This window comes from Nonomuraea sp. NPDC050691 (genome assembly GCF_040654455.1).
Classification (GTDB): Bacteria; Actinomycetota; Actinomycetes; order Streptosporangiales; family Streptosporangiaceae; genus Nonomuraea.
Genome location: NZ_JBFAIA010000065.1, coordinates 1 through 15,041 on the forward strand (window position 1 = coordinate 1; position 15,041 = coordinate 15,041).

At 69.9% G+C, this 15,041-nt stretch carries 14 protein-coding genes; 2 read left to right on the plus strand and 12 right to left on the minus strand.

The window, feature by feature from the left end:
• The 7 genes from AB0H81_RS23070 to prcB all read right to left on the minus strand — a co-directional run.
• On the minus strand, positions 1-379 hold a 379-nt coding region (locus AB0H81_RS23070), incomplete at its 3' end, for a helix-turn-helix domain-containing protein (protein WP_358377982.1).
• Positions 380-461: 82 nt separating this feature from the next.
• Positions 462-1,406, minus strand: coding sequence for an FKBP-type peptidyl-prolyl cis-trans isomerase (locus AB0H81_RS23075; protein WP_358377985.1), 945 nt, complete (start codon positions 1,404-1,406; stop codon positions 462-464).
• Between the two features lie 88 nt (positions 1,407-1,494).
• Complete coding sequence (gene pafA / locus AB0H81_RS23080; protein WP_358377988.1) at positions 1,495-2,853, minus strand: Pup--protein ligase; 1,359 nt, start codon at positions 2,851-2,853, stop codon at positions 1,495-1,497.
• A gap of 269 nt (positions 2,854-3,122) precedes the next feature.
• Entirely contained in the window at positions 3,123-3,692 is a 570-nt protein-coding gene (locus tag AB0H81_RS23085) for a hypothetical protein (protein WP_358377991.1), read from the minus strand.
• A gap of 90 nt (positions 3,693-3,782) precedes the next feature.
• On the minus strand, positions 3,783-4,844 hold the full coding sequence (locus tag AB0H81_RS23090) for an SIMPL domain-containing protein (RefSeq protein WP_358377994.1): 1,062 nt from the start codon (positions 4,842-4,844) through the stop codon (positions 3,783-3,785).
• A 391-nt stretch (positions 4,845-5,235) separates the two neighbouring features.
• The gene (prcA, locus tag AB0H81_RS23095) at positions 5,236-6,129 is read right to left on the minus strand and encodes a proteasome subunit alpha (RefSeq protein WP_358377997.1); all 894 of its coding nucleotides are present in this window, start codon (positions 6,127-6,129) and stop codon (positions 5,236-5,238) included.
• A gap of 20 nt (positions 6,130-6,149) precedes the next feature.
• Positions 6,150-6,998, minus strand: coding sequence for a proteasome subunit beta (gene prcB, locus AB0H81_RS23100; protein ID WP_358378000.1), 849 nt, complete (start codon positions 6,996-6,998; stop codon positions 6,150-6,152).
• 231 nt (positions 6,999-7,229) lie between these two features.
• Here prcB and AB0H81_RS23105 point away from each other — a divergent pair, with 231 nt between their 5' ends.
• Positions 7,230-8,318 carry a DNA polymerase IV gene (locus AB0H81_RS23105; RefSeq protein WP_358378003.1) on the plus strand — a complete coding sequence of 363 codons (1,089 nt, stop codon included), beginning with the start codon at positions 7,230-7,232 and terminating at the stop codon, positions 8,316-8,318.
• On the opposite strand, the gene AB0H81_RS23110 is transcribed toward AB0H81_RS23105, so the two are convergent.
• Both AB0H81_RS23110 and AB0H81_RS23115 read right to left on the minus strand, forming a co-directional pair.
• Entirely contained in the window at positions 8,294-9,295 is a 1,002-nt protein-coding gene (locus AB0H81_RS23110) for an endonuclease domain-containing protein (protein ID WP_358378006.1), read from the minus strand. The two genes, AB0H81_RS23105 and AB0H81_RS23110, sit on opposite strands and share 25 nt — an antisense overlap.
• Before the next feature lie 32 nt (positions 9,296-9,327).
• The gene (locus tag AB0H81_RS23115) at positions 9,328-9,537 is read right to left on the minus strand and encodes a ubiquitin-like protein Pup (protein WP_358378009.1); all 210 of its coding nucleotides are present in this window, start codon (positions 9,535-9,537) and stop codon (positions 9,328-9,330) included.
• Positions 9,538-9,685: 148 nt separating this feature from the next.
• Here AB0H81_RS23115 and AB0H81_RS23120 point away from each other — a divergent pair, with 148 nt between their 5' ends.
• Complete coding sequence (locus tag AB0H81_RS23120; protein WP_358378012.1) at positions 9,686-10,093, plus strand: hypothetical protein; 408 nt, start codon at positions 9,686-9,688, stop codon at positions 10,091-10,093.
• 91 nt (positions 10,094-10,184) lie between these two features.
• On the opposite strand, the gene dop is transcribed toward AB0H81_RS23120, so the two are convergent.
• From dop to arc, 3 genes are all read right to left on the minus strand, one after another.
• On the minus strand, positions 10,185-11,699 hold the full coding sequence (dop, locus tag AB0H81_RS23125) for a depupylase/deamidase Dop (protein WP_358378014.1): 1,515 nt from the start codon (positions 11,697-11,699) through the stop codon (positions 10,185-10,187).
• Positions 11,700-11,785: 86 nt separating this feature from the next.
• Positions 11,786-12,910 carry an acyltransferase gene (locus AB0H81_RS23130; protein ID WP_358378016.1) on the minus strand — a complete coding sequence of 375 codons (1,125 nt, stop codon included), beginning with the start codon at positions 12,908-12,910 and terminating at the stop codon, positions 11,786-11,788.
• 199 nt (positions 12,911-13,109) lie between these two features.
• Complete coding sequence (arc, locus tag AB0H81_RS23135; protein ID WP_358378019.1) at positions 13,110-14,873, minus strand: proteasome ATPase; 1,764 nt, start codon at positions 14,871-14,873, stop codon at positions 13,110-13,112.
• Positions 14,874-15,041 lie beyond the last annotated feature (168 nt).

Sequence of the window (15,041 nt, forward strand, 5' to 3'; positions counted from 1 at the left end):
GGGCGCCCGCCGCCCTGGCCACCTCCTCCGCCTTCTCCTCGGCGCCCAGCGCGTCCACCACGCCCGCCAGCACCGAGGCCAGCACGCCGTACTCGCGCGGCGGCAGGCTCACCGACCGCTCACCCGAGGCGCGCCGGTACACCTTCGCCGGGCGGCCGCTGCCCGGCCCGCGCCGCTCCTGCTGCCGGAAGCCGCTCTCCAGCAGCCCCGCCTCGACCAGCCTGTCGAGATGGTGGCCGGCGAGGGTCCTCGACACCCCGGCCGCCTCGGCGGCCTCGGCCCGGCCCACGTCGCCGCCGCTGCCCGCCACGGCCTCGTACAGGCTGCGCCGCACGGGGTCGTGCAGCAGGGAGAGGGCCTCCAGATGGTCTTCGCGCACAGCCGGAGTCTAGGCGTGCCGGCGCCCTCCCCGGACGCCGGCACGACCGGCCCGGGAAGGGCGCGAGGACGAGATCAGGGCCTCAGTAGGCGGACAGGACGTCCACGACGAACACGAGGGTGCTGTTGGCCGGGATGTTCTGCTGCTCCTGCGCGCCGTAGCCGAGGTCCGGCGGGATGCTCATCACCACGCGGCTGCCGACCGGCACGCCCACGAGCCCCTTCTGCCAGCCCTGGATCACGCCCGACAGCGGGAACGACGCCGGCTGGCCCTTGGTCCAGCTGGAGTCGAACTCCTTGTCGGTGCCCCAGATCTTGCCGGTGTAGTGGACGGTCAGCGTGTTGGCCGCCTGCACCTTCTGCCCGGTGCCCTGGATCAGGGTCTTGACGACGAGCTCCTTCGGCGCCTTCTCCCCCGTCTTCGTGGTCAGCGTCGGGGCCTTGTCACCGCCGGGGCTGACGACCTTGACACCCTTGATGCTCTCGCCGGTCTCCTTGCCGGAGGCGGCCTTGAGCGGCTCCGGCGGGGCGCCGACCACGTCGATGACGAACACCTTGGTCGGCTGGGCGGCCTGCGTCGCCTGAGCCTGCTGCTGGGTGGAGTCGGAGGCCATCACGGCCAGCAGCCGGCCGCCGTGCTTGACCTTCGAGAAGCCGTCGCGCAGCACCTGCGGGAGCTGCTCGTTGACCGGGATGGTCTCCGGCTGCTTGGTGTCGTAGGAGGAGCCCTGGAAGGCGTTCTGCTTGCCGTCCCAGTTGTAGACGGTGAGGTTGACGATCACCTGGCCGCCGCTCTTGACCGCCGGGCCGCTGCCCGGCGAGATCACCTGGTACGACGACTTGGTGGCGGGCGCCCCCGTGATCGTCACGGTGGGCTTGGCGCCCACGTTCCCGGTGACCTTCACACCCGCCGCTCCGCCTCCGGCCCCTGGGGAGCCGGAGGCGGAGGTGGTGGCGGTGTCGGAGCCGCACGCGGCGGCGAAGAAGATCAGTGGCACGGCGGCCAGGACGGCCAAGGCGCGGCGCATGGACTTCCCTCGGTGGGAGACTGCAGGTTCGCGTCACCCTATCCGACCGCCGGGTAGGGCCGAGGTAAACCGACGGGTAAAGCGCCGGCTACATCCCCGCGATCAGCTTGTCCACGCGCTCGTCCACGCTGCGGAACGGGTCCTTGCACAGCACCGTGCGCTGCGCCTGGTCGTTCAGCTTGAGGTGGACCCAGTCGACGGTGAAGTCGCGCCGCTTCTCCTGCGCCTTGCGGATGAACTCACCGCGCAGCCGCGCCCTGGTCGTCTGCGGCGGGACCGACTTGGCCTCGAAGATCTTGAGGTCGGACGCCACCCGCTCCACCGAGCCGCGCTTCTGCAGCAGGTAGTACAGGCCGCGCTTGCGGTGCACGTCGTGGTAGGCCAGGTCGAGCTGCGCCACCCTCGGCGAGGACAGCGGCAGGTCGTACTTCTTGCGGTAGCGCTCGATGAGCTGGTACTTCGTCACCCAGTCGATCTCGCGGGCCACCAGGTCGAGGTTGCCGGTCTCGACCGCGGTCAGCGTGCGCTCCCACAGCTCCAGCACCCGCTGGGCGATCGCGTCGCCGCCGCGCCGGTCGACGAAGTCCTTGGCCTTCGACAGGTACTCCTGCTGGATCTCCAGGCTCGAAGCCTCGCGGCCGTTGGCCAGGCGCACCCTGCGCCGGCCGGTCATGTCGTGCGAGACCTCGCGGATGGCCCGGATCGGGTTCTCCAGCGACAGGTCGCGCATCACGGTGCCGGCCTCGATCATGCGCAGCACCAGGTCGGTGGCGCCGACCTTGAGCAGCATGGTCGTCTCGCTCATGTTCGAGTCGCCGACGATCACGTGCAGGCGCCGGAACCGCTCGGCGTCGGCGTGCGGCTCGTCGCGCGTGTTGATGATCGGCCGGCTGCGGGTGGTGGCGCTCGAGACGCCCTCCCAGATGTGCTCGGCCCGCTGCGAGACGCAGTAGACCGCGCCGCGCGGCGTCTGCAGCACCTTGCCGGCCCCGCAGATGATCTGCCGGGTCACGAGGAACGGGATGAGCACGTCGGCCAGCCGGCCGAACTCGCCGTGCCTGCCGACCAGGTAGTTCTCATGGCAGCCGTACGAGTTGCCGGCCGAGTCGGTGTTGTTCTTGAACAGGTAGATGTCGCCCGCGATGCCCTCTTCGCGCAGCCGCTTCTCGGCGTCGACGAGGAGGCCCTCGAGGATCCGCTCGCCGGCCTTGTCGTGGGTGACGAGTTCGATGACGTTGTCACACTCGGGTGTTGCGTACTCAGGATGGCTGCCCACGTCGAGGTACAGGCGTGCGCCGTTGCGGAGGAAGACGTTGCTCGATCGGCCCCAGGACACGACCCGCCGGAACAGGTAGCGCGCGACCTCGTCGGGCGACAGCCTGCGCTGTCCCCGGAACGTGCAGGTCACGCCGTACTCGTTCTCCAGCCCGAAGATGCGACGATCCATCACCTCACACTATGCCCACGGATCGGCCAGCGGGAGGGATCTTCGGCGTGTTTTGCCGCCCCGCGCCCTCCGGGCGTCGCGCCCGTCCGGTTCGTCCCCCTGATCCGGTACCGGACGTGGCTCCCCATGAGGGCGCGGCGCCCTTCCCGGCCCCGCGGGCACGGCACCCGGCCCGGACACGCCACGCGGGCGCCCCCGCGCCCCACCTGGGTCTGTCCGTGCCGGTCGCCGCTCCGCCGCCCTCCCCCGACGGCTTCGGAGCAGCGATCTCAGGGGGTGTAGATCTCCTGAACCTTGACGATCTCACCCTTGTAGACGGTGATCAGGGACGGCTGGCCCTGCTTCTTGTGCCGCTTGAGCAGCACCGAACGGTCGCAGCGCTTGGCGCCGAGCCCGGTGGAGCGGCTGACCGTCATCTGCGACATGGTGGCCTTGCAGCCGAAGGCCGACAGGAACACGACGTCCTTGGCGACGGGCGAGGCGTAGGCCATCACGTCGCCCTCGGGCGGGCCGACGAAGTAGCCCTCGGTATGGGTGTCCTTCTTCCACTTGATCGGCTCGTACTCGGCGACGGCGCCGCGGATCAGGGTGATCTGACCGCGCAGGATGCCGTCGTGCCGGGAGTGGATCCCCTTGGTGAAGTCGTGCTTCGGGTCCGGCTGGAAGGAGGTTCCGAAGATCTTCGGCGCCTTGAAGGCAGGGATGGGCCGCGCCGGGGCCGCGGCACCGCCGGAGGCGCCCGTGGAGGCCGCCGTGGACGCCCAGGAGGCCGCGCCGGAGGTCAGGACCAGGGCGGCGGAGGCGCCTACCGCGAGCAGTGCTCGTAAAGAAGTCTTCACGGACAGGTGAGACCCCTCGCCCCAGGCTGGAGTTCACTCCAGCAAAAGTGACATAGGTCACATCTGTGACGAGGGGTCTCGGAGAGCGCGTCAGACCAGCTCGTACACCACGTTGACGATCACGGAGATCGACGACTGACCGGGACTGACGAACGCCGCGTCAGCCCCCGCCAGAGAGAAGCGCGGCGTCGAGTCGGACTGCTCGTCGATCTTCACCACCCGGCCCACGTGCCGGCCGGCCAGGGCGGCGAGCTGGCGGGCCTTGCTCAGCGCGTCGCGGTACGCCGCCGCCCGCGCCCGCGCGAGCAGCGCCTCGGCCTTGGAGACCTCGAACGAGATGCCGTTGATCTGCACCTCGTCCCCCACGGCCGCGACGGCGTCGATGACCGCGTCGGCCCGCGACATGTCGCGCAGGATCACCTCCACGCCCTGCGCCGCCCGGTAGCCGACGACCTGAGGGCCGTCCTTGTACTCGGCGCCGAGGGTGAGGTTCTCGGTCCGCATGTCGTTCACGGAGATCCCGGCGCCCTGGACCGCGGCGGCGAGCCTGGCCCGGGCGGCCTTCGCGGCACTGAACGCGGAGGAGGCCCGGTCGCGGCGCACCTCCACACCCACGCTGAGGCGCATCACGTCGGGCGGCGCCTGGACGGAGCCGTGCCCGACGACCGAGAGCTGCGCCGGCTCGCCCGGCCACGCCGTGGACGGCGTGGACGGCGTGGCCGACGCCCCGCCGGCAGCCGAGGGACGGACGGACACGCGAAGCGTCGGATGAGCGGACGACCGGAAGGTGCCCCGACCGGACGAACGCGGCCACGGGCGGTCGGTGGATCGCGAGGCCGGCCGGACGGCCGAGGAATGCGCCGGACGGATGAACGTCGAGTGCCCGGGGCGGGTGGACGTCGAGTGTGCCGGATGGGTGGAGGCACGAAGCGTGGAGCGCTCGGCGCCGCGCGCGTCCCCCCGGCGGACGACGCGCCACGACACGGCGTCGGACAGATGCCCGGCCCCGCGATGGCCCGCCGCGCCCGCGGTCTCGGAGTGGCTGAGCGAGGGAGACTCGGGCCGGGGCCCGGCGGAGGCGAGCGCGGGACCACCCTGCGCTCCCAGGAGGACGAGGGTGGCCGAGGCCACGACGACACTCAGTTTGATCATGAGCTCATGGCAGCACCCGGCACCCGGGCCGCCGCCCCGCCGACACCCGGCCCGCCCGACATTTGACCGAACCCGAAGATCGCGGCGACGGCATGGGCGCCCCCCTTTACCAACACCCCGCCCGCTCCGGCCAAGCGGCACGCGCCGCCCGCTCTACCCACATGCCCGCGCCGGCGCCGCGCCCGCTGCCCTCAGAGCCACCCCAGCACGTGCCCACTCCGCCACCGCACGCCGCGCTCACCCCGGAACGCCGCGGCGGCCGTGGTCTCGCCCGGTCACGCCGGTAGGACCACGGCCGCCACACGGACCGACGCCGCGGCCCCGCGGAGACGAGCGGCCCACCGTGCGGCGTCAGGACGACGCGCGGCGGGCCGCCGAGAGGACGGCCCCGCTACAGGGGCGAGGAGCCGTCGTCGATGTCGCCGTCCGGCCCGGTGGGTGGCGGCGTAGCAGCCGGCGGGGTCGCCTGACCTGAGGCACCCGAGGTTCCCGAAGCGGCCGAGCCGCCCGAAGCACCCGAGGTGCCCGAGTCACCCGAGGCGTCGTCGCCAGGAGCGGCGCCCGGCTCCTCAGCCGTCTCCTGAGGTGTCGCCCCGCCCGCGGACGCCTGCGACAGCAGCCGCTCCAGGCGCGCACCCGTCAACCGGAGGAACTTGCGGTGCTCCCGCTTACGGTCCAGCACCGCCACCTCCAGCTGGGCCACCGGCGTGCGCTCGCCGCCCGGCTCGGTCAGCGCCGTCAGCGCCACCTCCAGCGCGTCGGCCAGCGGCATGGCCTCGCGGTAACGCTCCTTCAGCCGCGTGGCCACCGCCTCCGCCTGCCCGCCCATCGCGGCGAAGCCGTGCTCGTCGAACACCGACCCGTCGAAGGTCAGCCGGTAGATGGCGTCGCCGTCGGGGGTGTCGCCCACCTCGGCGACCACGACCTCCACCTCGAGCGACTTGATCGACTCGGTGAAGATGCGGCCCAGGTTGGAGGCGTACAGGTTGGCCAGGCCGCGGCCGGTCACGTCGGAGCGGTCGTAGGTGTAGCCGTTGATGTCGGCGTAGCGGATGCCGCCGAGCCGCAGCTCCTCGAACTCGTTGTAACGACCCACCGCGGCGAACCCGATGCGGTCGTAGATCTCGCTGATCTTGTGCAGCGCCCGCGACGGGTTGGGCGCCACGAACAGGATGCCGTCCTCGTACTGGAGCACGACGACGCTGCGGCCCCGCGCGATGCCCTTGCGCGCGTAATCCGCCTTGTCCCGCATGATCTGCTCAGGGGACGCATATCCGAAAGGCATGGACACCGTGATGGTCCTTTCTAGCGCAGCGGGGCGATGGGGCCGTCAGGCGAGATCAGGCGAGCCTCGAGCATCTGCTCGACGTAGCCCGACACCTGCTCATCCGTCAGCCGGCGGAAGCCGTCGGCGTCGATCACCGACACGATCGGCCAGATCTTGCGCGTCACGTCCGGCCCGCCGGTCGCCGAGTCGTCGTCGGCCGCGTCGTACAGCGCCTGGATCAACGTCATCACCATGTCGTCGGCCGAGGCCCCGTCACGGTAGAGCTTCTTCAGCGAACCGCGCGCGAAGATGGAACCGGACCCGATCGCGTCGAACCGCTCACGCTCGTACGGGCCGCCCGCCACGTCATAGCTGAAGATCCGCCCCTCGTCGCGGTCGGGATCGTAGGCCGCGAACAGCGGCACCACCACGAGACCCTGCATCGCCATGCCGAGGTTGCCGCGGATCATCGTGGCCAGACGGTTGGCCTTGCCCGCCACGGAGAGCGTGCGGCCCTCCATCTTCTCGTAGTGCTCCAGCTCCACCCGGTAGAGCCGGGCCATCTCGATGCCGGTGCTGGCCGTGCCGGCGATCCCCATGCAGGAGTAGTCGTCGGCCCGGAACACCTTTTCCACGTCACGCTGCGAAATGATGTTGCCGGACGTCGCCCGCCGGTCGCCCGCCATCACCACACCGCCGGCGAAGGTCGCCGCGACGATCGTGGTCGCGTGGGGAACCTGGTCACCGATCGGGGTGGCGAGGACCTTGTCACGCTGCGGCAGCAACTCGGGTGCGTACCCCGCGACGAACTCCGTGAACGAGGAACTCCCGGTGTTGTGGAAAAGCTGGTTCACCAAGCCGGCGGGCAGATCCCTGTGCGATGCCACGCGACTCCCTCCCAAAGGTCAGTGTTCCTAGAGCGACACTACTCATGTTGTGTTGCTGTCTGCACTTCCCACGATCAGCTCACGGCGAACCGGGCACCAGATCGTTTCTTTACGCTCACGAGGTCCCGCCACCATCCACTGGCGCCCCCGGCGTCCCGTCACCCCGCCCGCGCCCCGACGCGGAGGATCCCCCGGCCGTCCCGGCCACGCCGAGCAGGCGATACTGGCACCATGACGGGGTCGCAGGAGTCCGGGCGGGACTGGGTCCTGCACGTCGACCTCGACCAGTTCATCGCGGCCGTCGAGCTCCTGCGCCATCCCGAGCTGCGCGGCAGGCCCCTCGTCGTGGGCGGCTCGGGCGACCCCACCCGGCCGCGCACCGTGGCCGCCACCGCCACCTACGAGGCCCGCGCGTACGGGATCCGTTCCGGCATGCCGCTGCGCACCGCCCTGAGGCTCTGCCCGGACGCGGTCTTCCTGCCCAGCGACAAACCCGCCTACGAGGCGGCCTCCGAGCGGGTCATGGCGACGCTGCGCGGCTTCCCCGTCCGGGTCGAGGTCTGGGGCTGGGACGAGGCGTTCGTCGGGGCCCGCACCGACGACCCGGAAGCGCTCGCCGCCGACCTGCAGCGGGCCGTCCGGGCCGCCACCGGCCTGTCCTGCTCCGTCGGCATCGGCGACAACAAGCACCAGGCCAAGCTGGCCTCCGCCTTCGCCAAGCCCGCCGGCGTCCACCGCCTCACCACCGGCACCTGGGCCCAGGTGATGCACGAACGACCCACGGACGCCCTATGGGGCATCGGGGCCAAGACAGCCCGCAAGCTCGCCGGCCTGGGCCTGCGCACGGTCGCCGATCTCGCCGCCGCCGACCCCGCCGAACTGGCCCGCCACTTCGGCCCGGTCAACGGCCCCTGGTTGCACTACCTCGCCCTCGGCAGAGGCGAGTCCGAGGTGGTCACCACCCCGTGGGTGCCGCGCGGCCACAGCCGCGAGACCACCTTCCCCCGCGACCTCACCGACACCTCCGACATCGCCGATCATGTCGCCGCCCTGGCCCGGCAGGTCGCCTCCGACGCCGCCGAGGCCGGCCGCGCCGTCGTCCGTGTCTCCGTCAAGGTGAGGTTCGCCCCGTTCCTCACCCGCACACGCCAGTCAAGGCTCGCGGCGCCCACCACGGACCCCGCCGAACTGATCCGCGTCGCCCTCGCGGTCCTCGGCCGCTTCGACCTCGCCCGCCCCGTACGCCTGCTCGGCGTCGCCGTCGAGTACGCCCCACCAGGCGACGAAGCGACCGCCTACACCCTGACCGCCATCGAATAGAACGCCGAGCGCGCCTGCTCATCAGCCCGCTCCAGCCGCGCGAACTCCTCCGCCGCCAACGCCTCCTCGACATACTCCTCAGCCGAGGCGGCCGCCTCCACATACGCCAGCGCCCGCAGAACCACCCCAGCGTCGTCGCGGAACTGCCCGATCCCCGTGTTGCACGGCGCACACAACGCGAACCCGACGTCACCCGTACGATGACAGTGATCGACATGCTCCGGCGCCCGGCTCCAGCACACGACGCACAGCCCGAACTGGTCCGCGACCATCCTCTCCACGTCCTCGTGCCGCATCCCGTAACGCCGTGACAGATGGTAGGTCCGCGTCCGGGCCGCCTCGTCAGCGCGCGACGCCTGCGGCGGGACCACGAACTCGGGCCAGAACCCCTCCCCCGTCAGGTAATAGGCGGCCAGCTCCAGCAGCATGGTGTTGTCGTCGAAGTGGCCGAGCCCGTTGTTGCAGTTGAAGCAGAGCACGCCCCGCACCCGGCCGGTGCGGTGGCAATGGTCGACGAACGTGCCCGGGACGACGCGGCAGATGGCGCACAGGCCGCCCTGCTCGGCCAGCATGCGGCCGAAGTCGTCCTCGGTGATGCCGTAACGGTACTTGAGCTTGTAGTTCCGGTCGCTGCCGTGATTCTTGATCTTGTTTTCCCGCATGACGCGGGTGTGGCAGGGCTTGCAGTATGCGGTCAGCCCGTCCTTGCTGGAACGGTTGCGGCCGAAAGCGGCGCGCTCCTTGATGTCATCGCATCGCGGGCAGTACTTGCGGCCGGGGGGCGGCTCCACCCGCTCACGCACGGTCTTGCCCTGCTCGGCCCTGCGCTTGCGGTAGCTCTGGGTGGAGCGGACACGGAAGCAGGACTTGCAGTACCGCGCCCGGCCGTCGGCCAGGCGCTTGTTGCGCCCGAACTCGGAGAGCGCCTTGGCCTCCCCACAGTCCGGGCACCGCTTCAAGCCCTCATCGCTTTCCATTACCTTGTCCTATTTTGCCTGTCCGTTTTGCCCTACTGTCCGCCCTTTTGCACATAGCTGCGCACGAATTCCTCTGCGTTCTCTTCGAGAACTTCGTCGATCTCGTCCAGGATTGCGTCGACGTCGTCCGTCAGCTTCTCCTGGCGCTCCTGGACGTCGGGTGCCGCCGACGCCTCGGTCTCCTCGACCTCGCTGTCACGCCGACCGGCCTGCTTCTGGCCTCCGGTGTCCTTGCTCGCCATGTTCGTACCTCCACTCGGGGGACTGCCTCCTGAGGCTTATCTTCCCCGAACCGGACGACATTTCGCGCCGATCGGCAGGCGATCTTGCCGGTTTGTCTAGATAGCTGTACTATCCAATGTGGTCAAGCTGTTCTGCCAGGAGGTTCCCGTGTCCCCCGCTTCCCTCACCATGGCCGGTGTGCTGCTCATCACCGTGCCGACGATCGCCTTCGGCGGCGTCACCCTGCTCAAGTTCCTCATGCGGGGCGTCCCGGGCTACATCGACAACCCCGTGCGGCGCGGCCTGTGGCGCGCGGGGCACGCCCACGCGGGCGTGCTCGTGCTGTTCAGCCTGGTGGCCATGCTCTACGTGGACCAGACCGGCCTCCCGGAGGGCCTGAAGTGGCTGGCGCGCGTGCTCATCGTGGCCGCGCCCATCCTCATGCCCCTGGGCTTCTTCCTGTCGGTCATCCGGCCGTCCGACACGAGGCCGAGCCGCCTGATCGGGCTCACCGTGGCGGGCGGGGCCTGCCTGGCCGTGGGCGCGCTGACGCTCGGCGTGGGGCTGCTGGTCTGAGCGAGCGCCTTTACCTTGTAGATCAGGACAAGCTCACAACAGAACGGCGTCCCGGAGGGGTTCCGGGGCGCCGTTCGCGTACGCGGAGAGGTCAGTCGCCGCCGGTGAGGGCCGCGACGAGGTCGGCGGCGGTGCGGCAGCGGTCGAACAGCTCGCCCACGTGGGCCTTGGTGCCGCGCAGCGGCTCCAAGGTGGGAACCCGCTGCAGGGACTCGCGGCCGGGGATGTCGAAGATGACGGAGTCCCAGGAGGCGGCGGCGACCGACTCGCTGTACTGGCGCAGGCAGCGCCCGCGGAAGTACGCGCGGGTGTCGGTCGGCGGGCTCTCCACGGCCCGCTGGACCTCGTCCTCGGTGACGAGGCGCTGGATGCGCCCGCGGGCGACGAGGCGGTTGTACAGGCCGCGGTCGGGCCGGATGTCGGAGTACTGGAGGTCCACGAGCTGGAGCCTGGAGTGGGACCAGGGCAGGTTGTCGCGGGTGCGGTAGCCCTCCAGCAGTTCGAGCTTGGCGACCCAGTCGAGCTCGCGCGACAGTTGCATGGGGTCCTCGGCCAGGCGGGTCAGCACCGACTCCCAGCGGTCGAGGATGTCCTTGTTCATCTCCTCCTGGGCGGTGCCGCGCTCCTCCACGTACTTGCGCGCCTGGTCGAGGTACTCCATCTGCAACTGGACCGCGGTCAGGCGGCGGCCGTCGCGCATGGGGATCTCGTAGCGGCAGGTGGGGTCGTGGGAGACGGCCCGCAGCGCCTGCACCGGATTGTCCACGGCGAGGTCGCGGGTGATGAAGCCGTCCTCGATCATGGCGAGCACGAGTGCCGTGGTGCCGAGCTTCAGGTAGGTGGAGATCTCCGACATGTTGGCGTCGCCGATGATGACGTGCAGCCGCCGGTACTTCTCGGGGTCGGCGTGGGGTTCGTCGCGGGTGTTGATGATGGGCCGCTTGAGCGTGGTCTCCAGGCCGACCTCGACCTCGAAGAAGTCGGCGCGCTGGCTGATCTGGAAGCCCTCGCCGCGCGAGTCCTGGCCGATGCCGACCTTGCCCGCGCCGACGACCACCTGCCGGCTGACGAAGAACGGGGTCAGGTGGCGGACGATGTCGGCGAACGGGGTGGCGCGCCGCATGAGGTAGTTCTCGTGGCAGCCGTAGGAGGCGCCCTTGGCGTCGGTGTTGTTCTTGTAGAGCTGGATGGGCGCGTTGGAGGGGATGGCGGAGGCTCGTTGCGCCGCGTCGTACATGACGCGCTCGCCGGCCTTGTCCCAGATGACGGCGGCGCGGGGGTTGGTGCACTCCGGGGTGGAGTACTCGGGGTGGGCGTGGTCGACGTACAGGCGGGCGCCGTTGGTGAGGATGACGTTGGCCAGGCCGAGGTCCTCGTCGGTGAGCTGGCTGGGGTCGGCGACCTCGCGGGCGAGGTCGAAGCCGCGGGCGTCGCGGAGGGGGTTCTCCTCCTCGAAGTCCCAGCGGGCCCTGCGCGCGCGTGCCGCCGAGGCAGCCAGGTAGGCGTTCACCACCTGCGAGGAGGTCACCATCGCGTTGGCGCCCGGCTGACCTGGTACGGAGATGCCGTACTCGGTCTCGATGCCCATCACCCGACGCACCGTCATGCAACACCCTCTGTTCGTCCGGATCTGCCTATCCGCCGTTTATATGCCCGAGCCTATGCCCTTCACAGTGCCCCAGGGTCACAGAGTTATGGCACCGACGCCTTTTCGACCTGTACGGCCGGGGCGGGGTGGGTCCGCGGGGAGCGGCGGGGCCTGAGGAGACGCTGGATCGGGCGTTCGGCAAAGGAGTAGACGAGATACGACAGGATGATCGCGGCCAGCGCGGTGACGGTCGCGGTGAGCCACGGCGGGAGGCTGCCGGTGAGGCGCGGGACGAGGGCGACGGCGACGACGGAGTGGAACAGGTACAGCGGGTAGGTGGTGGCGCCCAGGGCGGTGAGGAGCTTGGACGGCTTGAGCCGTAGGAGGCCGAGCGCGACGAGCGCCATCACGGTGAAGATCAGTGTGATCGTGACGATGACCGAGACGTCGGTGACGGGCATGTTCTTGAAGCCGGCGGCTTCGATGCGGCCGTGGACCCGTTCGAGGGCCGAGTGGAGGGACATGGCCCAGCCGGCGACGACGTAGAGCCAGGGTAACCAGGCGCTGCCGTGCTTGTGGATGAGGTACAGGGCCATGCCGGCGACGAAGTAGGGGGCGTAGCGCGGCATGACGATCTCGTTGAGCAGGTCGTTGCCGAGCAGTTCGGCGCCGAGCGCCGCGGCGAGCCAGACGCCGCCGAGGACGAGCACGCGGCCATAGGTCACGCCGATGATGACGAGGATCGCCATGATGAGGTAGAAGCGCAGTTCGGCCCAGAGTGACCAGTAGACGCCGGCGGCGTCGGTGACGCCGAACAGCCGCTGGAACATGGTCGCGTTGACGGCGTAGTCGCCGGGGGTGAGCTTCGGGTCGAGCGCCTTGGCCTCGGTGAGGCCGTACACGGCCGCGACGGCCGCCAGGCTCAGCCAGTACGCCGGGTAGAGGCGGACGAGCCTGGACCGGGCGAAGGCGCCCAGGGAGCGGCCCCACGCGCTCATGAGGATGACGAAGCCGCTGATGACGAAGAACAGCTCGACGCCGAGGATGCCGAGGCCGGCGAAAGGGGCGGCGGCGGGGAACAGCTCGGCGGGCCGGTCGCCCCACACGGAGGCGTAGGCGACGAGGTAGTGGAAGGCGAGCACGGCCAGGGCGGCGGCGAACCGCAGCACGTCGAGCTCCGCCAGCCTGCCGTCCCCGCGGGCGTGGCGCGGCCGGTTGTGGTGATGCACGCCCTTTGGACGTCACCACGATCACTTCGGTTCCCGCGCGTCACATCTTTCACACACTGCGTCCCGCTTCGTCCCGGTTTCGCGTCGGCGGGGCCGGCTTCGGGGGCTCCGGTTCGCGCCGGCGGGGTCGTCGTCGGGGGGACGCGAGAGGGCCGCGCGGGTGAACCGCGCGGCCCTCTTCGAGGTGACGAGGTCGCGACTACAGGTACTGGCCGGTGTTGGCGACGGTGTCGATGGAACGGCCGGCCTCGGCGCCCTGCTTTCCGGAGACCAGGGTGCGGATGTAGACGATCCGCTCGCCCTTCTTGCCGGAGATGCGGGCCCAGTCGTCGGGGTTGGTGGTGTTGGGCAGGTCCTCGTTCTCGGAGAACTCGTCCACGCAGGCCGTGAGCAGGTGCTGCACCCGCAGGCCCTTCTGGCCGCTCTCGAGGAACTGCTTGATGGCCATCTTCTTGCCCCGGTCGACGATGTTCTGGATCATCGCGCCGGAGTTGAAGTCCTTGAAGTAGAGGACTTCCTTGTCGCCGTTGGCGTAGGTCACCTCGAGGAAGCGGTTCTCCTCGCTCTCGGTGTACATGCGCTCGACGACGCTCTGGATCATGCCGTGGATGGTCGCCTCGCGGGAGCCGCTGTGCTCGGAGAGGTCCTCCGGGTGGAGCGGGAGGTCCGCGACGAGGTACTTGGAGAAGATGTCCTTGGCCGCCTCGGCGTCCGGCCGCTCGATCTTGATCTTGACGTCCAGGCGGCCGGGCCGCAGGATCGCCGGGTCGATCATGTCCTCGCGGTTGGAGGCGCCGATGACGATGACGTTCTCCAGTCCCTCGACGCCGTCGATCTCCGACAGCAGCTGCGGGACGATGGTGTTCTCGACGTCGGAGGACACGCCCGATCCGCGGGTGCGGAAGATCGAGTCCATCTCGTCGAAGAACACGATGACCGGGGTGCCCTCGGAGGCCTTCTCCCGGGCCCGCTGGAAGACCAGGCGGATGTGCCGCTCGGTCTCGCCGACGTACTTGTTGAGCAGCTCGGGGCCCTTGATGTTGAGGAAGAAGCTCTTGCCGGACTGGCCGGTCTTCTCCGCGACCTGCTTGGCCAGGGAGTTGGCGACCGCCTTGGCGATGAGCGTCTTGCCGCAGCCGGGAGGGCCGTAGAGCAGCACGCCCTTGGGCGGGCGCAGCTGGTGCTCGCGGAACAGGTCGGCGTGCAGGTAGGGCAGTTCGATGGCGTCGCGGATCTGCTCGATCTGCCGGGAAAGGCCGCCGATCTCCTCGTAGGAGATGTCGGGCACCTCCTCCAGCACGAGCTCCTCCACCTCGGACTTGGGAATGCGCTCGTAGACGTAGCCGGAGCGGGGCTCCAGCAGAAGGGAGTCGCCGGCTCTGATCGGCTGGCCCACCAGCGAGTCGGCCAGGCGGACCACGCGCTCCTCGTCGGCGTGCGAGATGACCAGGGCGCGCTTGCCCTCGTCGAGGAGCTCCTTGAGCATGACGATCTCGCCGACCTCTTCGTAGCCGAGGGCCTCGACCACGTTGAGGGCCTCGTTGAGCATGACCTCCTGGCCACGCCTCAGCGAGTCGACGTCGACGGCCGGGCTGACGTTCACCCGCAGCTTGCGGCCGCCGGTGAACACCTCGATCGTGCCGTCTTCCCGGGCCTCCAGGAAGGTGCCGAAGCCGGATGGCGGCTGCGCCAGCCGGTCGACCTCCTCCTTGAGGGCGACGATCTGGTCTCGGGCCTCCTTCAGCGTGGCGACCAGGCGCTCGTTCTGGCCGGTGACGGCCGCGAGGTTCGCCTGTGCCTCGTGAAGGCGCTCTTCGAGGACTCTGGCCTGACGGGGTGACTCGGCCAGCTTCCGCCTCAGCGCGGTGATCTCCTCTTGCAGGAAGGAGACCTGTGTTGAAAGATCAGCGACCTCCCGTTCGCGCTGCGCGGCTCGAGCCTCTGCATCATCGCGAGCTGCCACGCCCCGTCACCTCCTTCCCAGTCGAGGGCGACTACTTAGGACCTTACCTATCTCGGGCCCCTCCGTAACCTGGCCGGGCAGTGTTCGTAGAGTGACATTCAGTGTTCGGTGAATAATCCTCGATTGTGCGTTTAATCCTGCCAGCGCGGTAGCCCGGCGGCTTGTTCC